Genomic DNA, 14,658 nt, shown 5'->3' with positions numbered 1-14,658 from the left:
CCCGGAGGAGCGACCGCGATGGCGGAACACACCAGCTCGAGCATCACGATCGAGGCCGCGCCGGCCGAGGTCATGGCCGTCATCGCCGACTTCGCCCGCTACCCCGAGTGGACCGGCGAGGTGAAGGAGGCCGAGGTGCTCTCCACCGACGCCGAGGGCCGCGCCGAGAAGGTGCGGCTGCTGCTGGACGCCGGCGCGATCAAGGACGACCACACCCTGTCCTACAGCTGGAAGGGCGAGGACGAGGTCAGCTGGACCCTCCACAAGTCCCAGATGCTGCGCCAGCTGGACGGCTCCTACCGGCTCGCCCCGCTGGACGGCGGCCGGCGCACGGAGGTCACCTACCAGCTGACGGTCGACGTCAAGATCCCCATGCTCGGCATGATCAAGCGCAAGGCGGAGAAGGTCATCATCGACCGCGCCCTGGCCGGCCTGAAGAAGCGCGTCGAATCCGGCGCCTGACCTGCTTCGCGCCCCGGACCCCGTTCCGGGTGCCGCGCGCCCGCCGCGCCCGGACACCGCGCGGGCCGGATGTCGCGCAGCGGCATTCCAGCCCCGCCGGGGCCGAACCAGCCCCGGCGGCGTGTGAGGCGCGGGCGCGGAGCGCGCGCCGTGTCCGCAGCCGCACCGGCGACTGAGGTGGGAACGGCGGAAGGGCGGGTGGGCGAGTCCGGCCCCGCGCAGCGGCACGGCGCCCGCCGGCCCGGCCGGGACCGGCCCGCGCGGCGGGGCCGCACGCCCCCCGGTCCGGACCCGCCGCCGGGCGGCGTAGCGTGCACGAGAGGATGATCTACGACCCGGAGCACCGCATGCCGTACACCCTCCTCGTCACCGGCCCCGGCGGCGCCGGCCGGACCGCCGTCGCCGCCGCCACCGCGCTCGCCGCGGCCCGCGCCGGGCAGCGCGTGCTCCTGCTGTGCGGCGAGGACCCCTGGGACGGGGCCCCGGCTCCCGACCGGCTCCGCCTCGCCCGCATCGACTCCGGCCAGGAGTTCCGCACCGAGCTCGCCGCCCTCCAGGAGCGTGGTGCCACCCTCCTCGGGATGCTCGGGGGCAGCCCCCTCGGTGCCGACGAACTCACCGAACTCCCCGGCGCCGAGCAGTTCGCCCTGCTCCGCGGCCTGCGCCGGGCCGCCGCCGCGCCAGGCACCGACCTCGTCGTCGTCGACATGCCCCCGCTGCACCAGGCCCTCACCACCCTCGCCCTCCCCGCCCAGCTGCGCCGCTACCTGGCCCGGCTGCTGCCCGCGGAGCGCCAGGCGGCCCGCGCCCTGCGCCCCGTACTGGCCCAGCTCGCCGGGGTCCCCATGCCCGCCCAGTGGCTCTACGAGACCGCCGCCCGCTGGGACGAGGAGCTCGCCGCCGTCCAGGCCGTCGTCGAGGCCCCCACCACCGGGGTCCGCCTGGTCGCCGAACCCGGACCGGCCGCCGACGCCGCCCTGCGCACCGGCCTGCTCGGCCTCGCCCTGTACGAGCTGCCCGTCCGCGACCTGGTGGCCAACCGGCTCGTCCCGGCGGACTCCGCCGACCCGTGGGTGGCCGGGCTGGCCGCCCAGCAGGGGCGGTGCCTGGAGGAGTGGCGCCGGGACCTGCCGGTCGTCCCCCTGAGGCACCTCGGCCGGGAGCCCCGGGACCCCGGGGAGCTCGCCGCCGCCCACGGCATCGCCCCGGCCCCCGCCCCCGCGGCCCGCCCCCGCTGGGCCGTCGAGAACCGGCTCGCCGAGGACGGGGTACTCGTCTGGTCGGTCCCGCTGCCCCGCGCCCGCAAGGACGAGCTCGACCTGATCCGGCGCGGCGACGAACTGCTCCTCGCGGTCGGCCCCCACCGCAGGACCGTTTCCCTCCCCTCGGCCCTGCGCCGCTGCACCGTCTCCGGCGCCGCCCTCGTCGACGGCGTGCTCCGCATCCGCTTCACCCCCGACCCGCAGCTGTGGCCACGGGCGCGCTGACCTGCGTACCCTCCGTTCGGGTACCGTCGGAAGTAGTCCCTACCGCAGCCGCCGCAGGAGAGTCCGCCATGAGCGAGGCCACCGACCGCCCCACCGACGACGACGCCTGGGCGAAGGCCTGCGCCGAGGACCTCGCCGCCGAACGGGAGCGCCGCCGGGCGGAGCGCGAGCAGGCCGGGGGAGCGGGCGCCGCCACCGGCACCGCCGCCGAGGAGCTGTTCAAGCTCTTCGGTGCCGTCGCCGACAAGGTGTCCACCCTCAACAACCCGGAGCTCGCCGCAGCCGCCCAGGGCGCCGTACGCCAGTTCGTCAGCCAGGCCAGGACCGCCGCCAAGCCCGTGATCGAGCGCAATCCGGAGGTCTTCGGCCACCTCGCGGCGGCCGGATCGGAGTTGCTCGCCGCCTACCGCTCGGCCGTCGAGGGCCACGAGCGCCGCTGGACCCGGGACGAGCCCCCCGCCCCCCGCAATCACCCCGACGGCGACGACGGGGGACCCGACGAGGGCCCGGCGCAGCGGATCGATCTCGACTGATCCTCCGCCCGCCTCGGGTACGGTTGGCCGTGGCGGGGCTTGACCGGAAAACCGAGGGACTAATGGGACTCACCATCGGCGTCGACATCGGCGGCACGAAGATCGCGGCCGGCGTGGTCGACGAAGAGGGCACCATCCTTGAGACGTACAAGGTGCCCACCCCGCCGACCGCGGACGGCGTGACGGAGGCGATCTGCGCCGCCGTGTCCGCGGTCAGCAGCAACCACACCATCGACGCCGTCGGCATCGGCGCCGCCGGATACGTGGACGACAAGCGCGCGACGGTGCTCTTCGCGCCGAACATCAACTGGCGGCACGAGCCGCTCAAGGACAAGGTCGAGCAGCGCATCGGCCTGCCCGTCGTCGTCGAGAACGACGCGAACTGCGCGGCCTGGGGCGAGTACCGCTTCGGCGCCGGCCAGGGCCACGAGGACGTCATCTGCATCACGCTCGGCACCGGCCTGGGCGGCGGCATCATCATCGGCAACAAGCTGCGCCGCGGGCGCTTCGGCGTCGCCGCCGAGTTCGGCCACATCCGGGTCGTCCCCGACGGCCTGCTGTGCGGCTGCGGCAGCCAGGGCTGCTGGGAGCAGTACGCCTCCGGCCGCGCGCTCGTCCGCTACGCGAAGCAGCGCGCCAACGCCACCCCCGAGAACGCGTCGGTCCTGCTCGGACTCGGCGACGGCACCCCCGAGGGCATCGAGGGCAAGCACATCAGCGAGGCCGCCCGGGCCGGCGACCCGGTGGCCGTCGACTCCTTCCGCGAACTGGCCCGCTGGGCCGGCGCGGGCCTGGCCGACCTCGCCTCCCTCTTCGACCCGTCGGCGTTCATCGTCGGCGGCGGCGTCTCCGACGAGGGCGACCTCGTCCTCGACCCGATCCGCAAGTCCTTCAAGCGCTGGCTGATCGGCGGCGCCTGGCGTCCGCACGCCCAGGTGCTGGCCGCGCAGCTCGGCGGCAAGGCCGGCCTGGTCGGCGCGGCCGACCTGGCCCGCCAGGGCTGAGACGCACTCGGGAAGGTCTGGAGCCGCCCGCCGCGCCCCCTGTGGGAGCGGCGGGCGGCTGCGTATCTTGCGGGCATGGTGCCTGACACGCTGCCCCTGCCACAGCCGCTGCCCGACGCCGGCGCGGTGCCCGGCGCACTGCCCGGATCCGTGACGGAGCCGGACGGTTCCGCGGTGATCCGCGTCCTCGGTTACAACGTCCGGTCGCTGCGCGACGACGAGGAGGCCCTGGCCCGGGTGATCCGGGCCTGTGCCCCGGACCTGGTCTTCGTCCAGGAGGCCCCCAGGTTCTTCCGCTGGCGCAAGCACGCGGCACGGCTGGCCGCGAAGACCGACCTGGTGGTCCTGGGCGGCGGAGCGACCGCGGCCGGCCCGCTGCTGCTGTGCTCGCTACGGGCCTTCGTGGAGCGGACCGAGGACGTCCTGCTCCCCCTCACCCCCGGCCTCCACCGGCGCGGCTTCGCGACGGCGGTGGTCCGCTTCGGCGCGGCACGGGTGGGGGTCGTCAGCGCTCACCTGTCGCTGGACGCGACGGAGCGCGCCGCCCAGGCCGACCTCCTCCTCGAACGGGTCCAGGCCCTGGGCACCCCGCACGCGATCGCCGCCGCCGACGTCAACGAGACTCCGGGCGGCCCCGCCTTCGGCCGCCTGTCGGACACCCTCCAGGACTGCTGGACGGCCGCCCCCTGGGGCGGCGGGAACACCTTCCCCTCCGCCGCGCCCTCCCGCCGCATCGACGCGGTGTTCGCCTCCCGCAGCGTGGAGGTCCTCGCCTGCGGAGTCCCGACGGGCCTCCCGCCCGCCGACCTCCGCGCGGCGACGGACCACCTCCCGGTCCTGGCGGCCCTGCGGCTGGGGGCGGGGGCGTAGCCGCCGCCGGCGCGAGTCCCGCGGCCGCCGCCTCGCGGGCGGGAGCCCGCCCGACCCCTCGAGGCACCCCGAGCCGCCGACCCCGCCCGCCCTGGGAGGCGGGTGGGCGGTGCCGGCCCGCCCCGGCGCCTCGCGGGGGAGAGGGCGGGCCCGAGGCGTGAGGGTCGTCGCCGCCGGCCCCGGGTTACACCACCGCGCCCCGTCCCGGGTCGTCGTCATCGTCGTCCGTGTCGCCCGACATGCGGGCCACCAGGGTGGCGAAGCCGCCCAGGAAGCCGCCGATGCCCAGGGTGGTCAGCCACCACGTCATGTCCCACTGGAGCAGCACCGCCAGCAGGAGCAGGACCGGGCCGCCGACCACGGCCAGCCAGGCGAACTTCGCCGTGGTGTCCGCCGGCGGGAGCTCCGGCGGTTCCGGGGGGACGAAGTGGCCCTCGTCGGAGGCGTCCCCCGCCGTGTCCTCGTCCTTCGGTTCGGCCGGCGTGTGGTCGCGCGGGCCGAGGCCGATGCCCGGGGCGAAGACCACCGAGCTGCCCAGTGCCGTCGGGGCGGCGGCCGGCGGTTCCGGCTGGACGTCCTCCTCCGGCAGCATCAGGTTCTCGATCGGCCGGAACGGGCGCGCCCCCGGCGGGTCCGGCGGCTCCTGCCCGTACCCGGCGACGATCGCGGCCCAGGCCGCCTCCTCGTCCAGCGGGGGCACACCCCCGGCGGACTCCTCGTGCTCAGCCACCGCTGGCCGCCCCCTCCCTGCCGACGCTCTCCGCGAGCCGCCCGACGAACGCATAGCTGTCCGCGAAGATCCGCTCCGCGTCATGGTCCAACGTCGCCACGTGGTAACTCTGTTCCAGCAGGGTCTCGGTGACGTCCGTCGACGACACCCGTGCCAGGATCCGCTCCGAGTCCACCGGCGGGACCACGTGGTCCTGGGGGCTGTGGAGCAGCAGAACCGGCTGCGTGACCTGCGGCAGCTCGGTGTCCACCAGCCGGAAGAACTTCCGCAGCGAGTGCGCGGCCTTCGTCGGGACCCGGTCGTAGCCGACCTCCGCCGTGCCCGGCTTCGCGATGTCGCTGGAGATCCCCGGCGTGGAGCGGATGAAGTGCTTGGCCACGGGGAGGGCGACGGCCAGCGGGTCGTGCACCTTGTTGGCCGGGTTGACGAGCACGATGCCGCTGATCGCGTCCCCGTGCTTGGCGGCCAGCCGCAGGGTCAGCGCGCCGCCCATCGACAGCCCGAACACGAACACCTGAGCGCACTGCTCCAGCAGCTCCCGCAGCGCCCGGTCCACCTCGGCGTACCAGTCCTGCCAGCCGGTGAGCTGCATGTCCTGCCAGCGGGTGCCGTGCCCCGGCAGCAGCGGAAGCGAGACCGTCAGCCCGCGTTCGGCCAGGTATTGGGCCCAGGGGCGCAGCGACTGCGGGGAACCGGTGAAGCCGTGGCAGAGGAGCACGCCCACCTCCCCGCCCTCGTGGCGGAACGGCTCTGCTCCAGGGAGGACGGGCACCACAGTCTCCTTGTTGGTGAGGACTTCGACTCGACGATGACCATGACGCGTGCGGGGTACGGGTACGTACGGGTGCGTCGCGCTGTGTGACTTCACGGTACGCGACCGGGATGACACCGACCAGGGTCGTCGGGCGCTCTCCCCGGAGCCAGGAGATAAGGTCTGTTCGACAGACACAGGAAGGCTTTCGAGTTGATCTACGGCGCAATGAAGTTCTCCATCGGCGGGTCCCTGAAGCTCGCCTTCAGGCCGTGGGTGGAGGGCCTCGAGAACATTCCCGCGGAGGGGCCGGCGATCCTCGCGAGCAACCACCTGTCCTTCTCCGACTCCTTCTTCCTGCCGGCCGTGCTGGACCGGAAGGTGACCTTCATCGCGAAGGCGGAGTACTTCACCTCCCCCGGGGTCAAGGGCAAGCTGACCGCGGCCTTCTTCAAGGGCGTCGGCCAGCTCCCCGTGGACCGCTCCGGTGCGCGCGGTGCCGGTGAGGCCGCCATCAAGAGCGGCATCGAGGTCATCGAGCGCGGGGAGCTGTTCGGTATCTACCCCGAGGGGACCCGTTCACCCGACGGCCGCCTCTACCGGGGCAAGCCCGGCGGTCTGGCCCGGGTGGCGCTGGCCACCGGCGCGCCCGTGATCCCGGTGGCGATGATCGACACCGAGAAGATCCAGCCGCCCGGCAAGGTGGTCCCGAAGCTGATGCGCCCGGGCATCCGGATCGGCAAGCCGCTGGACTTCAGCCGCTACCAGGGCATGGACGGGGACCGCTTCATCCTCCGCTCGGTGACCGACGAGGTCATGTACGAGATCATGAAGCTCTCCGGCCAGGAGTACGTCGACATCTACGCGACGGCCGCCAAGCGGCAGATCGCGGACGCGGAGAAGGCCGCCAAGGACGCGGCCAAGGGCGACAAGGGCGCGGAGTAGTCCCCGCGGGCGGCCGGTGCCGTCCGCGCGGCGGGGGTGGGGGAGATGGCGACGAAGCGCGAGCGCGTCGTGCGCATGTCGGTGGAGCAGCCGCTGTGGCGGGCCCTGACCGCGTACCGGCTGCTCACCATGGTCTACGCGGTCCTGCTGTTCGCCTCCGCCTACAAGGTCTTCGTCCGCCCCGGCGTCGCAACCGGCTACCTCGCCGTGCTCGTCGTCTGGACGCTGGCCACCCACCGCCGGGTGGGCAGTGCGGCGCGCTGCACCCGGGGCTTCCTCGCGGCCGACCTCACCGTCGCGCTCGCCGGCATAGCCCTCACCCCGCTCGCCGACACCCACGCCCGCATCCAGGCGGGCGGCCCCACCCTCCCCAGCATCTGGACGGCGGGCTCGGTGCTCGCCTTCGCCCTCAAGGGCGGCTGGCGCTGGGCCGGGATCGCCTCGACCTTCGTGGCCGTCGCCAACATCGCCATCCACGGCGGCGACCCCACCCGGGACACCCTGCACAACGTGCTGCTGGTCTGGGTCGCCTCCATCGCCCTCGGCTACGTCGTCGAGGTCGCCCGGGCCAGCGAGGCGACGCTCGCCCGCGCCCTGGAGATCGAGGCCGCGACCCGCGAGCGCGAGCGCCTGGCCCGGGACATCCACGACGGGGTCCTCCAGGTCCTCGCCATGGTCCAGCGGCGCGGCACCGAGCTGGGCGGGGAGGCCGCCGAGCTGGGACGGATGGCCGGGGAGCAGGAGGTGGCGCTGCGCACGCTGGTCTCCAGCGGGCTGGTCCGCCCCTCCCGGGTCTCGCGCGACGAGTCGCTCGGCGCGCGGGTGGACGCGTACGAGGTGGAGGAGCCGGGCGCCGACGAGGGCGAGCTGGACCTGCGCTCCCTGCTGGCCCCGCACGCCGGTTCCCGGGTGAGCTTCGCCGAGCCGGGCACTCCGGTACCGCTGCCCGCGCCCGCCGCGCGGGAGCTGGCCGCGGCCGTCGGCGCCGCCCTCGACAACGTGCGCAAGCACGCGGGGGAGGGGGCCAGCGCCTGGATCCTGGTCGAGGACTGGGGCGACGAGGTGATCGTGACGGTACGGGACGACGGCCCGGGCATCCCGGCCGGCCGCCTCGACCAGGCGGAGGGCGAGGGGCGGATGGGCGTTGCCCTGTCCATCCGGGGCCGGCTGCGCGACCTCGGCGGCAGCGCCGAGCTGGTGTCCGTCCCCGGACAGGGCACCGAAGTGGAACTGAAAGTACCGAGGGGGAGGACCCAGTGAACGACAGCGTCAGCGGCGGCGGCGAGCTCCACGACATCAAGGTGATGGTCGTCGACGACCATCCGATGTGGCGGGACGCGGTGGCCCGCGACCTGGCCGCCGCGGGGTTCGACGTCGTCGCCACGGCCGGGGACGGGGCGGAGGCGGTGCGCCGGGCCCGCGCCGTGGCCCCGCGGGTGCTGGTCCTCGACCTCAACCTGCCGGGGATGCCCGGGGTGCAGGTGTGCAAGGAGCTGGTCGGCGCCGATCCCGCGCTGCGCGTGCTGGTGCTGTCGGCGAGCGGGGAGCACGCGGACGTGCTGGAGGCGGTGAAGTCCGGGGCGACCGGCTACCTGATGAAGTCCGCCGGGGCCCAGGAGCTGATCGACGCGGTCCGCCGCACCGCGGCCGGCGACCCGGTGTTCACCCCGGGTCTGGCCGGGCTGGTCCTCGGCGAGTACCGGCGGCTGGCCGCCGACCCGGTGCCGGCCACGGCCGACGAGCCGAAGGCCCCGCAGCTGACCGACCGGGAGACCGAGGTGCTGCGGCTGGTGGCCAAGGGGCTGTCGTACAAGCAGATCGCGGAGCGGCTGGTCATCTCCCACCGCACGGTGCAGAACCACGTGCAGAACACCCTGGGCAAGCTCCAGCTGCACAACCGGGTGGAGCTCGTCCGGTATGCGATCGAGCGCGGGCTCGACGACGCGTAAGGGGGACACACAAGGCCGCATCGGTCGTACTTACTTCCCCTTACGAGTGAACACGCGTACGCAACGCCTCGTAATTCCACCGGAATTGCCCTTTCCGGACCCGTCGGTGTGACCTGTGTCACCACTAGCGTGGCCGTCATGGCGAAGGGAGATTCCATGAAGGTCGGAGTGCTCACGGGCGGCGGCGACTGCCCCGGGCTCAACGCGGTGATCAGGGGCGTCGTCCGCAAGGGCGTCCAGGAGTACGGATACGGGTTCGTCGGGTTCAAGGACGGCTGGCGGGGGCCCGTCGAGGGGGACACCGTCCCGCTCGACATCCCCGCCGTCCGCGGGATCCTGCCCCGCGGCGGCACCATCCTCGGCTCCTCGCGCACCAACCCGTTCAAGACGGAGAACGGGGTCCGCGCGATCAAGGAGAACCTCGCCAAGGCCGAGGTCGACGCGCTCATCGCGATCGGCGGCGAGGACACGCTGGGCGTGGCCGCCCGGCTGTACGAGGAGTACGGCATCCCCTGCGTCGGCGTCCCCAAGACCATCGACAACGACCTGTCGGCCACCGACTACACCTTCGGCTTCGACACGGCCGTCGGCATCGCGACCGAGGCCATCGACCGGCTGCACACGACGGCCGAGTCCCACATGCGGGTGCTGGTCGTCGAGGTGATGGGCCGGCACGCCGGCTGGATCGCCCTGCACTCGGGGCTCGCGGGCGGCGCGAACGTCATCCTCGTTCCCGAGCAGCGCTTCGACGTGGACCAGGTCTGCGCCTGGGTGACCTCCAGGTTCAAGGCCAGCTACGCGCCGATCGTGGTGGTGGCGGAGGGAGCCATGCCCAAGGACGGCGACCTGGTGCTGAAGGACGCCGTCTCCCGGGACTCCTTCGGGCACGTCCGGCTGTCGGGCGTGGGGGAGTGGCTGGCCAAGGAGATCGAGGCGCGGACCGGCAAGGAGGCCCGGACGACGGTCCTCGGGCACATCCAGCGCGGCGGCACCCCGAGCGCCTTCGACCGCTGGCTGGCCACCCGTTTCGGGCTGCACGCGATCGACGCGGTGCGCGACGGGGACTTCGGGAAGATGGTCGCGCTGAAGGGGACGGACATCGTCCGCGTGCCGATCGCCGAGGCGACGGCGAAGCTGAAGACGGTGGACCCGAAGCTGTACGAGGAGGCCGGAGTCTTCTTCGGCTGAGCCGCCGCCCCGCCTCTGCGGGGGACCGGACCGCGGGTCGTATCGTGACGCATGCGGTGGAACGACCCGTGGTCCGACCTGTGGGAGCGAGCGTGGAGATCCTGGCCTTCGGAGTGACCGCCGACGAGGGACCGCTCCTGGAGCGGGCCTTCGCGGCGGCGGGGCGGCACGAGGCCCGCTGCCTCGACGTCCGCCTCGGCGAGGACACGGCGCCGATCGCCGCCGGGTACGAGATCGTCTCCTCCAGCGTCAACGCCGACCTGGGCGTCCGGGTCCTGAACATCCTGGCGTCGGGCGGGACGAGGCTGATCGCCCAGCGCTCCACCGGCTTCAACAACATCGACCTCGACGCGGCACGGCGGCTGGGCCTGACCGTCAGCCGGGTCTCGTACTACTCGCCGTACTCGGTCGCCGAGTTCGCCTGGACCCTGGCGATGGCCGTGAACCGGCGCATCGTGCGCGCCTCGAACCGCACCCGGGACTTCGACTTCCGGCTGAACGGGCTGATGGGCCGCGACATGCGCGGGCGGACGGCGGGGGTGCTGGGCACGGGCCGGATCGGCGAGGCCTTCACCCGGATCGCGCACGGCTTCGGGATGCGGCTGCTGGGCTGGGACCTCGCGCCGAACCCGGCGTGCGTGGAACTGGGCATGGAGTACGTGGCGAAGGAGGAGCTGTTCGCCTCCGCGGACCTGGTCAGCCTGCACGTGCCCCTGCTGGAGGCGACCCGTCACCTCGTCGACGCCGCCGCGCTGGCGGCGATGAAGGACGACGCGATCCTGGTGAACTCCAGCCGGGGCGGGCTCGTCGACACGGAGGCCCTGGTCGGAGAGCTGCGCGCGGGCCGCTTCGCGGGGGTGGGGCTGGACGTGTACGAGGCGGAGGCGGGGATCTTCTCCCAGGACAAGTCCCTGGAGGCGGTGCCCGACGACACCCTCGCGCGGCTGGTGACCTTCCCGAACGTCCTGGTCACCTCGCACCAGGCCTACTACACGCGCGAGGCGGTGGGGCAGATCATCGACGCGACGGTCCGCAACGTGGCGGACTACCTGGCGGGACGCCGCTCGGACAACACCCTGGTCCCGGGTCTGGCCTGACCGCCGGCCGGACCCGGGGGCCGTCACACCCGCCGCCCCACCGGGGTCAGGGAGCGGACCAGGTCGCGGACGAGCGGCGCGCCCCGCAGGGTGAGGACCGACTCCGGGTGGAACTGGACGCCCGCGAAGCCGCGCTCCGCGCAGCGCAGGGCGTGGATTTCCTCCGTGGCCGGGTCGCGGGAGACCTCGACCCCGTGCGCGGCGAGCTCCGCCGCCGTCTCCGCGTCACAGGCGGCGGTGTACGTGTTGTAGAAGCCGACGACCTCCGGCGTGCCGAAGACGTCGATCCGCACCTGCGCCCCCTGCGCCGGCTCCGCCTTGCGGACGAGGGGCAGCCCGATCTCCGCCGCCAGCAGTTCGTGCCCCAGGCAGACCCCGAGCAGACCGCCCCGGTGCGAGGCGAGCAGCTCGCCCGCCAGCGCGCGCAGCATCCGCATCTTCGGGTCCGCCCCGTCGCCCGGGTTCCCCGGGCCCGGGCCCAGTACGATCGGGCCCTCCCAGGCCAGCGCCGCCTCCCGCAGCCCCGGCGCGTCGTAGTGGCGCACCGTCACCTCCAGGCCCGCCGCCCGCAGCACGTGCGCCAGCATCGCCGTGAACGTGTCCTCGCCGTCCACCACCAGCGCGTGCCCGTTTGTCGCGGGCAGCCGCTCCTGCATCCGGAGCCAGAACGGCGCCAGGTCCGCCCGCCGCGAGGCCAGCGCCGCCCGCACCCGGGGGTCGTCCGCCAGCCGGCCGCCCGTGCCGGGGGCGGGCCGGGGCGGGGCCTCCCGCACGCCCAGGGCGGCCAGCACCCCGGCGGCCTTGGCGTGCGTCTCGGCCACCTCGCCGAGCGGGTCGGAGTGGCGGACCAGGGTGGCCCCGACCGGCACCCGCAGCGCCCCGTCCGGGGCGATGTCGGCGGTGCGGATCAGGATCGGGGAGTCCAGGGTCTGGGCGCCGGACGGGTCCAGCCCCAGCAGTGCCAGCGCGCCCGCGTAGTAGCCGCGGCCCCCGTCCTCGTACCGTTCGATCACGCGGCAGGCGTTCTGCACGGGCGAGCCCGTCACCGTCGCCGCGAACATGGTCTCCCGCAGCACCTCCCGGACGTCCAGGGAGGAGCGTCCGCGCAGCTCGTACTCGGTGTGCGCGAGGTGGGCCATCTCCCGCAGCCGGGGGCCGACGACGGTCCCGCCCATGTCGCCGACCGTGCACATCATCTTCAGCTCCTCGTCGACCACCATCGACAGCTCCTCGGTCTCCTTGCGGTCGCCGAGGAAGGCGAGGAGCGACTCGGCGGTCGGGCCGCCCGCGGGGTGGCGGTAGGTGCCGCTGATGGGGTTCATGACCACCGTGCCGCCCGCCATACGGACGTGGGCCTCGGGGCTGGCGCCGACGAGGGTGCGGTCCGGGGTGTGGACCACGTACGTCCAGTACGCTCCCCGCTCGCCCTCCAGCAGCCGCCGGAACAGGGCCAGGGCGTCGGCCCGGCCGAAGCCGTCGATCCGGCCCCGGTAGGTCCGCCGGATCACGAAGTTCGCGCCCTCGCCCCGGCCGATCTCGTCGCGGAGCACGCGCTCGACGGTGGCCGCGTACTCCTCGTCGCCGACGTCGAAGCCGCCGCCCTCGACCCGTACGCCGTGGGCCGGGAGCGCGGCCAGCGCCTCGGCGAGCGGGACCTCGTACGCCTCCTCGGCGGCCAGTACCGCCAGCGGGGTGCTGTCGTCGCGGACGTCGAACCCGCGCTCGCGGATCTGGCGGAAGGGGACCAGGGCCAGGGTGGGCAGCGCGCGGACGGGCAGGTCGGCGAGGCGGTCGGCCTCGTGGACCGGGCCCAGCAGCACCTCGACGGTGTCGTGGTCGCGGCCGGGGGTGCGCCGGCGCAGCAGCGCGAAGGGCGGGGCGTCGGCGTCGAGGAGCCGGGCGAGGGAGAACTCGGACTGGGGCATGGGGCGGGCGTCCTTCCGGTGGGGTGTCGGGAGGAGGGGCGGCCCGCGCCGGTCGGTGCACGCAGAAGGCCGCCCCTCGGGGCGGCCTTCGCTTCGCTCGTGTCAGTGGGTACGCACGAGGGGTGGGCCGCCGGGAGCGGACCACCACCAGTTCTGGACGGAGAGCGCGTACATGGGAGGCACCCTAGCCCACGCGCCCGTCCTCCTGTCGCATCCCGCCCCTTCCGCCATATGAACCTTGAATTCCGTTCATCCGGGCTCCCGTGGACCTTCGAACGACACCGTCTCACCAGGTGGGCGTCCGGCCGGACACGGCGAATGACGCCGTAATGTGTACGAGGTGACCGTGAACGCTGAAAACCACGCCCTCGCCGCCAAGGCGACCTGGCGAGACCTTCCCGCGGCGCAGCAGCCTTCGTACCCCGATGCCGAGGCCCTGCGCGCTGTCGTCGCGGACCTCGAGTCGTATCCTCCGCTCGTCTTCGCGGGCGAGTGCGACCAGCTGCGCGCCCGCCTGGGAGCCGTCGCCAAGGGCGAGGCGTTCCTGCTGCAGGGCGGCGACTGCGCCGAGGCCTTCGACGCCGTCTCCGCCGACCACATCCGCGCCAAGCTGAAGACCCTGCTCCAGATGAGCGCTGTCCTGACGTATGCGGCCTCCGTGCCCGTCGTCAAGGTCGGCCGCATCGCGGGCCAGTACTCCAAGCCGCGCTCCAAGGACACCGAGACCCGCGACGGCGTGACCCTGCCGACCTACCGCGGCGACTCCGTCAACGGCTTCGCCTTCACCGAAGAGGCCCGCGTCCCGGACCCCGAGCGCCTCAAGCGCATGTACCACGCGTCGGCCTCCACGCTGAACCTGGTGCGCGCCTTCACCACCGGCGGTTACGCCGACCTGCGCCAGGTGCACGCCTGGAACCAGGACTTCGTGAAGTCCTCCCCGTCCGGTCAGCGCTACGAGCAGCTCGCGCGGGAGATCGACAACGCGCTGAACTTCATGAAGGCCTGTGGCACCGACCCGGCCGAGTTCAAGGCGGTGGAGTTCTACTCCTCGCACGAGGCCCTGCTGCTCGACTACGAGGGCGCCCTCACCCGTACGGACTCCCGCACCGGCAAGCTGTACGACACCTCCGGCCACATGGTCTGGGTCGGTGAGCGCACCCGCCAGCTGGACCACGCGCACATCGAGTTCTGCTCGCAGATCGCCAACCCGATCGGCATCAAGCTCGGCCCGACCACCACGGTGGACGAGGCGCTGACGTACATCGACCGCCTGGACCCCGAGCGCGAGCCGGGCCGGCTGACCTTCGTCGTGCGCATGGGTGCCGACAAGGTCCGCGACAAGCTCCCCGAGCTGGTCGAGAAGGTCACCGCGTCCGGTGCGACCGTCGCCTGGGTCACCGACCCGATGCACGGCAACACCTTCGAGGCGGCCTCCGGCCACAAGACGCGCCGTTTCGACGACGTGCTCGACGAGGTCAAGGGCTTCTTCGAGGTCCACAAGGCGCTGGGTACCCACCCGGGCGGCATCCACGTCGAGCTCACCGGCGACGATGTCACCGAGTGCGTGGGCGGCGGCGACGAGATCTTCGTCGACGACCTGCACCAGCGCTACGAGACGGCCTGCGACCCGCGTCTCAACCGCAGCCAGTCCCTGGACCTGGCGTTCCTGGTGGCGGAGATGTACCGCGACCAGTAGGCGGCAGCTCCCCCGGCCACC

General features: G+C 73.6%; 14 protein-coding genes. 11 read left to right on the top strand and 3 right to left on the bottom strand.

All coding sequences use genetic code 11. The features are described from left to right. The first annotated feature begins 18 nt into the window (after positions 1-18). The 5 genes from ACFY15_RS12555 (at position 19) to ACFY15_RS12535 (ending at position 4,356) form a co-directional block, all read left to right on the top strand. On the top strand, positions 19-462 hold the full coding sequence (locus ACFY15_RS12555) for an SRPBCC family protein (protein WP_390685679.1): 444 nt from the start codon (positions 19-21) through the stop codon (positions 460-462). 323 nt (positions 463-785) lie between these two features. Further along, positions 786-1,949, top strand: coding sequence for an ArsA family ATPase (locus tag ACFY15_RS12550; protein WP_390825454.1), 1,164 nt, complete (start codon positions 786-788; stop codon positions 1,947-1,949). A gap of 68 nt (positions 1,950-2,017) precedes the next feature. Next, on the top strand, positions 2,018-2,482 hold the full coding sequence (locus tag ACFY15_RS12545) for a DUF5304 family protein (RefSeq protein ID WP_390685681.1): 465 nt from the start codon (positions 2,018-2,020) through the stop codon (positions 2,480-2,482). A gap of 62 nt (positions 2,483-2,544) precedes the next feature. Further along, a complete protein-coding gene (locus ACFY15_RS12540; RefSeq protein WP_390685682.1) occupies positions 2,545-3,486 on the top strand; it encodes an ROK family glucokinase in 942 nt (313 codons plus the stop codon). A 75-nt stretch (positions 3,487-3,561) separates the two neighbouring features. Further along, positions 3,562-4,356, top strand: coding sequence for an endonuclease/exonuclease/phosphatase family protein (locus ACFY15_RS12535; RefSeq protein ID WP_390685683.1), 795 nt, complete (start codon positions 3,562-3,564; stop codon positions 4,354-4,356). Positions 4,357-4,540: 184 nt separating this feature from the next. On the opposite strand, the gene ACFY15_RS12530 is transcribed toward ACFY15_RS12535, so the two are convergent. Then, complete coding sequence (locus tag ACFY15_RS12530) at positions 4,541-5,086, bottom strand: hypothetical protein (protein WP_390685684.1); 546 nt, start codon at positions 5,084-5,086, stop codon at positions 4,541-4,543. Beyond that, entirely contained in the window at positions 5,079-5,858 is a 780-nt protein-coding gene (locus tag ACFY15_RS12525; RefSeq protein WP_390685685.1) for an alpha/beta hydrolase, read from the bottom strand. The genes ACFY15_RS12530 and ACFY15_RS12525 overlap by 8 nt, the downstream gene beginning before the upstream one ends. Before the next feature lie 207 nt (positions 5,859-6,065). Between ACFY15_RS12525 and ACFY15_RS12520 the strand changes: the two genes are divergently transcribed. The 5 genes from ACFY15_RS12520 to ACFY15_RS12500 all read left to right on the top strand — a co-directional run bounded on the left by ACFY15_RS12520 (position 6,066) and on the right by ACFY15_RS12500 (position 11,016). Continuing rightward, positions 6,066-6,782: a 1-acyl-sn-glycerol-3-phosphate acyltransferase gene (locus ACFY15_RS12520; RefSeq protein ID WP_042813697.1), complete on the top strand. Its 717-nt coding sequence runs from the start codon at positions 6,066-6,068 to the stop codon at positions 6,780-6,782. Between the two features lie 45 nt (positions 6,783-6,827). Beyond that, positions 6,828-8,042 (top strand): MacS family sensor histidine kinase, encoded by a 1,215-nt coding sequence (macS, locus tag ACFY15_RS12515; RefSeq protein ID WP_390685686.1) that lies wholly within the window; start codon positions 6,828-6,830, stop codon positions 8,040-8,042. A 44-nt stretch (positions 8,043-8,086) separates the two neighbouring features. After that, a complete protein-coding gene (locus ACFY15_RS12510) occupies positions 8,087-8,731 on the top strand; it encodes a response regulator (RefSeq protein ID WP_390685956.1) in 645 nt (214 codons plus the stop codon). A gap of 156 nt (positions 8,732-8,887) precedes the next feature. Then, on the top strand, positions 8,888-9,919 hold the full coding sequence (locus ACFY15_RS12505) for a 6-phosphofructokinase (RefSeq protein WP_390685957.1): 1,032 nt from the start codon (positions 8,888-8,890) through the stop codon (positions 9,917-9,919). A 92-nt stretch (positions 9,920-10,011) separates the two neighbouring features. Further along, positions 10,012-11,016 carry a 2-hydroxyacid dehydrogenase gene (locus tag ACFY15_RS12500; RefSeq protein WP_390825526.1) on the top strand — a complete coding sequence of 335 codons (1,005 nt, stop codon included), beginning with the start codon at positions 10,012-10,014 and terminating at the stop codon, positions 11,014-11,016. A 23-nt stretch (positions 11,017-11,039) separates the two neighbouring features. Here the strand turns inward: ACFY15_RS12500 and ACFY15_RS12495 are convergent, their stop codons facing one another. Beyond that, on the bottom strand, positions 11,040-12,941 hold the full coding sequence (locus ACFY15_RS12495; RefSeq protein ID WP_390825453.1) for an anthranilate synthase family protein: 1,902 nt from the start codon (positions 12,939-12,941) through the stop codon (positions 11,040-11,042). A 331-nt stretch (positions 12,942-13,272) separates the two neighbouring features. On the opposite strand from ACFY15_RS12495, the gene ACFY15_RS12490 reads away from it, so the two are divergent. After that, the gene (locus tag ACFY15_RS12490) at positions 13,273-14,637 is read left to right on the top strand and encodes a class II 3-deoxy-7-phosphoheptulonate synthase (RefSeq protein ID WP_390685688.1); all 1,365 of its coding nucleotides are present in this window, start codon (positions 13,273-13,275) and stop codon (positions 14,635-14,637) included. Positions 14,638-14,658 lie beyond the last annotated feature (21 nt).

Source organism: Streptomyces sp. NPDC001373 (genome assembly GCF_042895815.1).
Classification (GTDB): domain Bacteria; phylum Actinomycetota; class Actinomycetes; order Streptomycetales; family Streptomycetaceae; genus Streptomyces.
Note: the sequence above shows the minus strand (reverse complement) of the source record. Positions and strands in the feature narration are given on the sequence as shown.

Coding starts and splice junctions, on each gene's coding strand:
- ACFY15_RS12555 (WP_390685679.1), top strand. CDS start 19: ATGGCGGAACACACCAGCTCGAGCATCACGATCGAGGCCGCGCCGGCC.
- ACFY15_RS12550 (WP_390825454.1), top strand. CDS start 786: ATGATCTACGACCCGGAGCACCGCATGCCGTACACCCTCCTCGTCACC.
- ACFY15_RS12545 (WP_390685681.1), top strand. CDS start 2,018: ATGAGCGAGGCCACCGACCGCCCCACCGACGACGACGCCTGGGCGAAG.
- ACFY15_RS12540 (WP_390685682.1), top strand. CDS start 2,545: ATGGGACTCACCATCGGCGTCGACATCGGCGGCACGAAGATCGCGGCC.
- ACFY15_RS12535 (WP_390685683.1), top strand. CDS start 3,562: ATGGTGCCTGACACGCTGCCCCTGCCACAGCCGCTGCCCGACGCCGGC.
- ACFY15_RS12520 (WP_042813697.1), top strand. CDS start 6,066: ATGAAGTTCTCCATCGGCGGGTCCCTGAAGCTCGCCTTCAGGCCGTGG.
- macS (WP_390685686.1), top strand. CDS start 6,828: ATGGCGACGAAGCGCGAGCGCGTCGTGCGCATGTCGGTGGAGCAGCCG.
- ACFY15_RS12510 (WP_390685956.1), top strand. CDS start 8,087: ATGGTCGTCGACGACCATCCGATGTGGCGGGACGCGGTGGCCCGCGAC.
- ACFY15_RS12505 (WP_390685957.1), top strand. CDS start 8,888: ATGAAGGTCGGAGTGCTCACGGGCGGCGGCGACTGCCCCGGGCTCAAC.
- ACFY15_RS12495 (WP_390825453.1), bottom strand. CDS start 12,941: ATGCCCCAGTCCGAGTTCTCCCTCGCCCGGCTCCTCGACGCCGACGCC.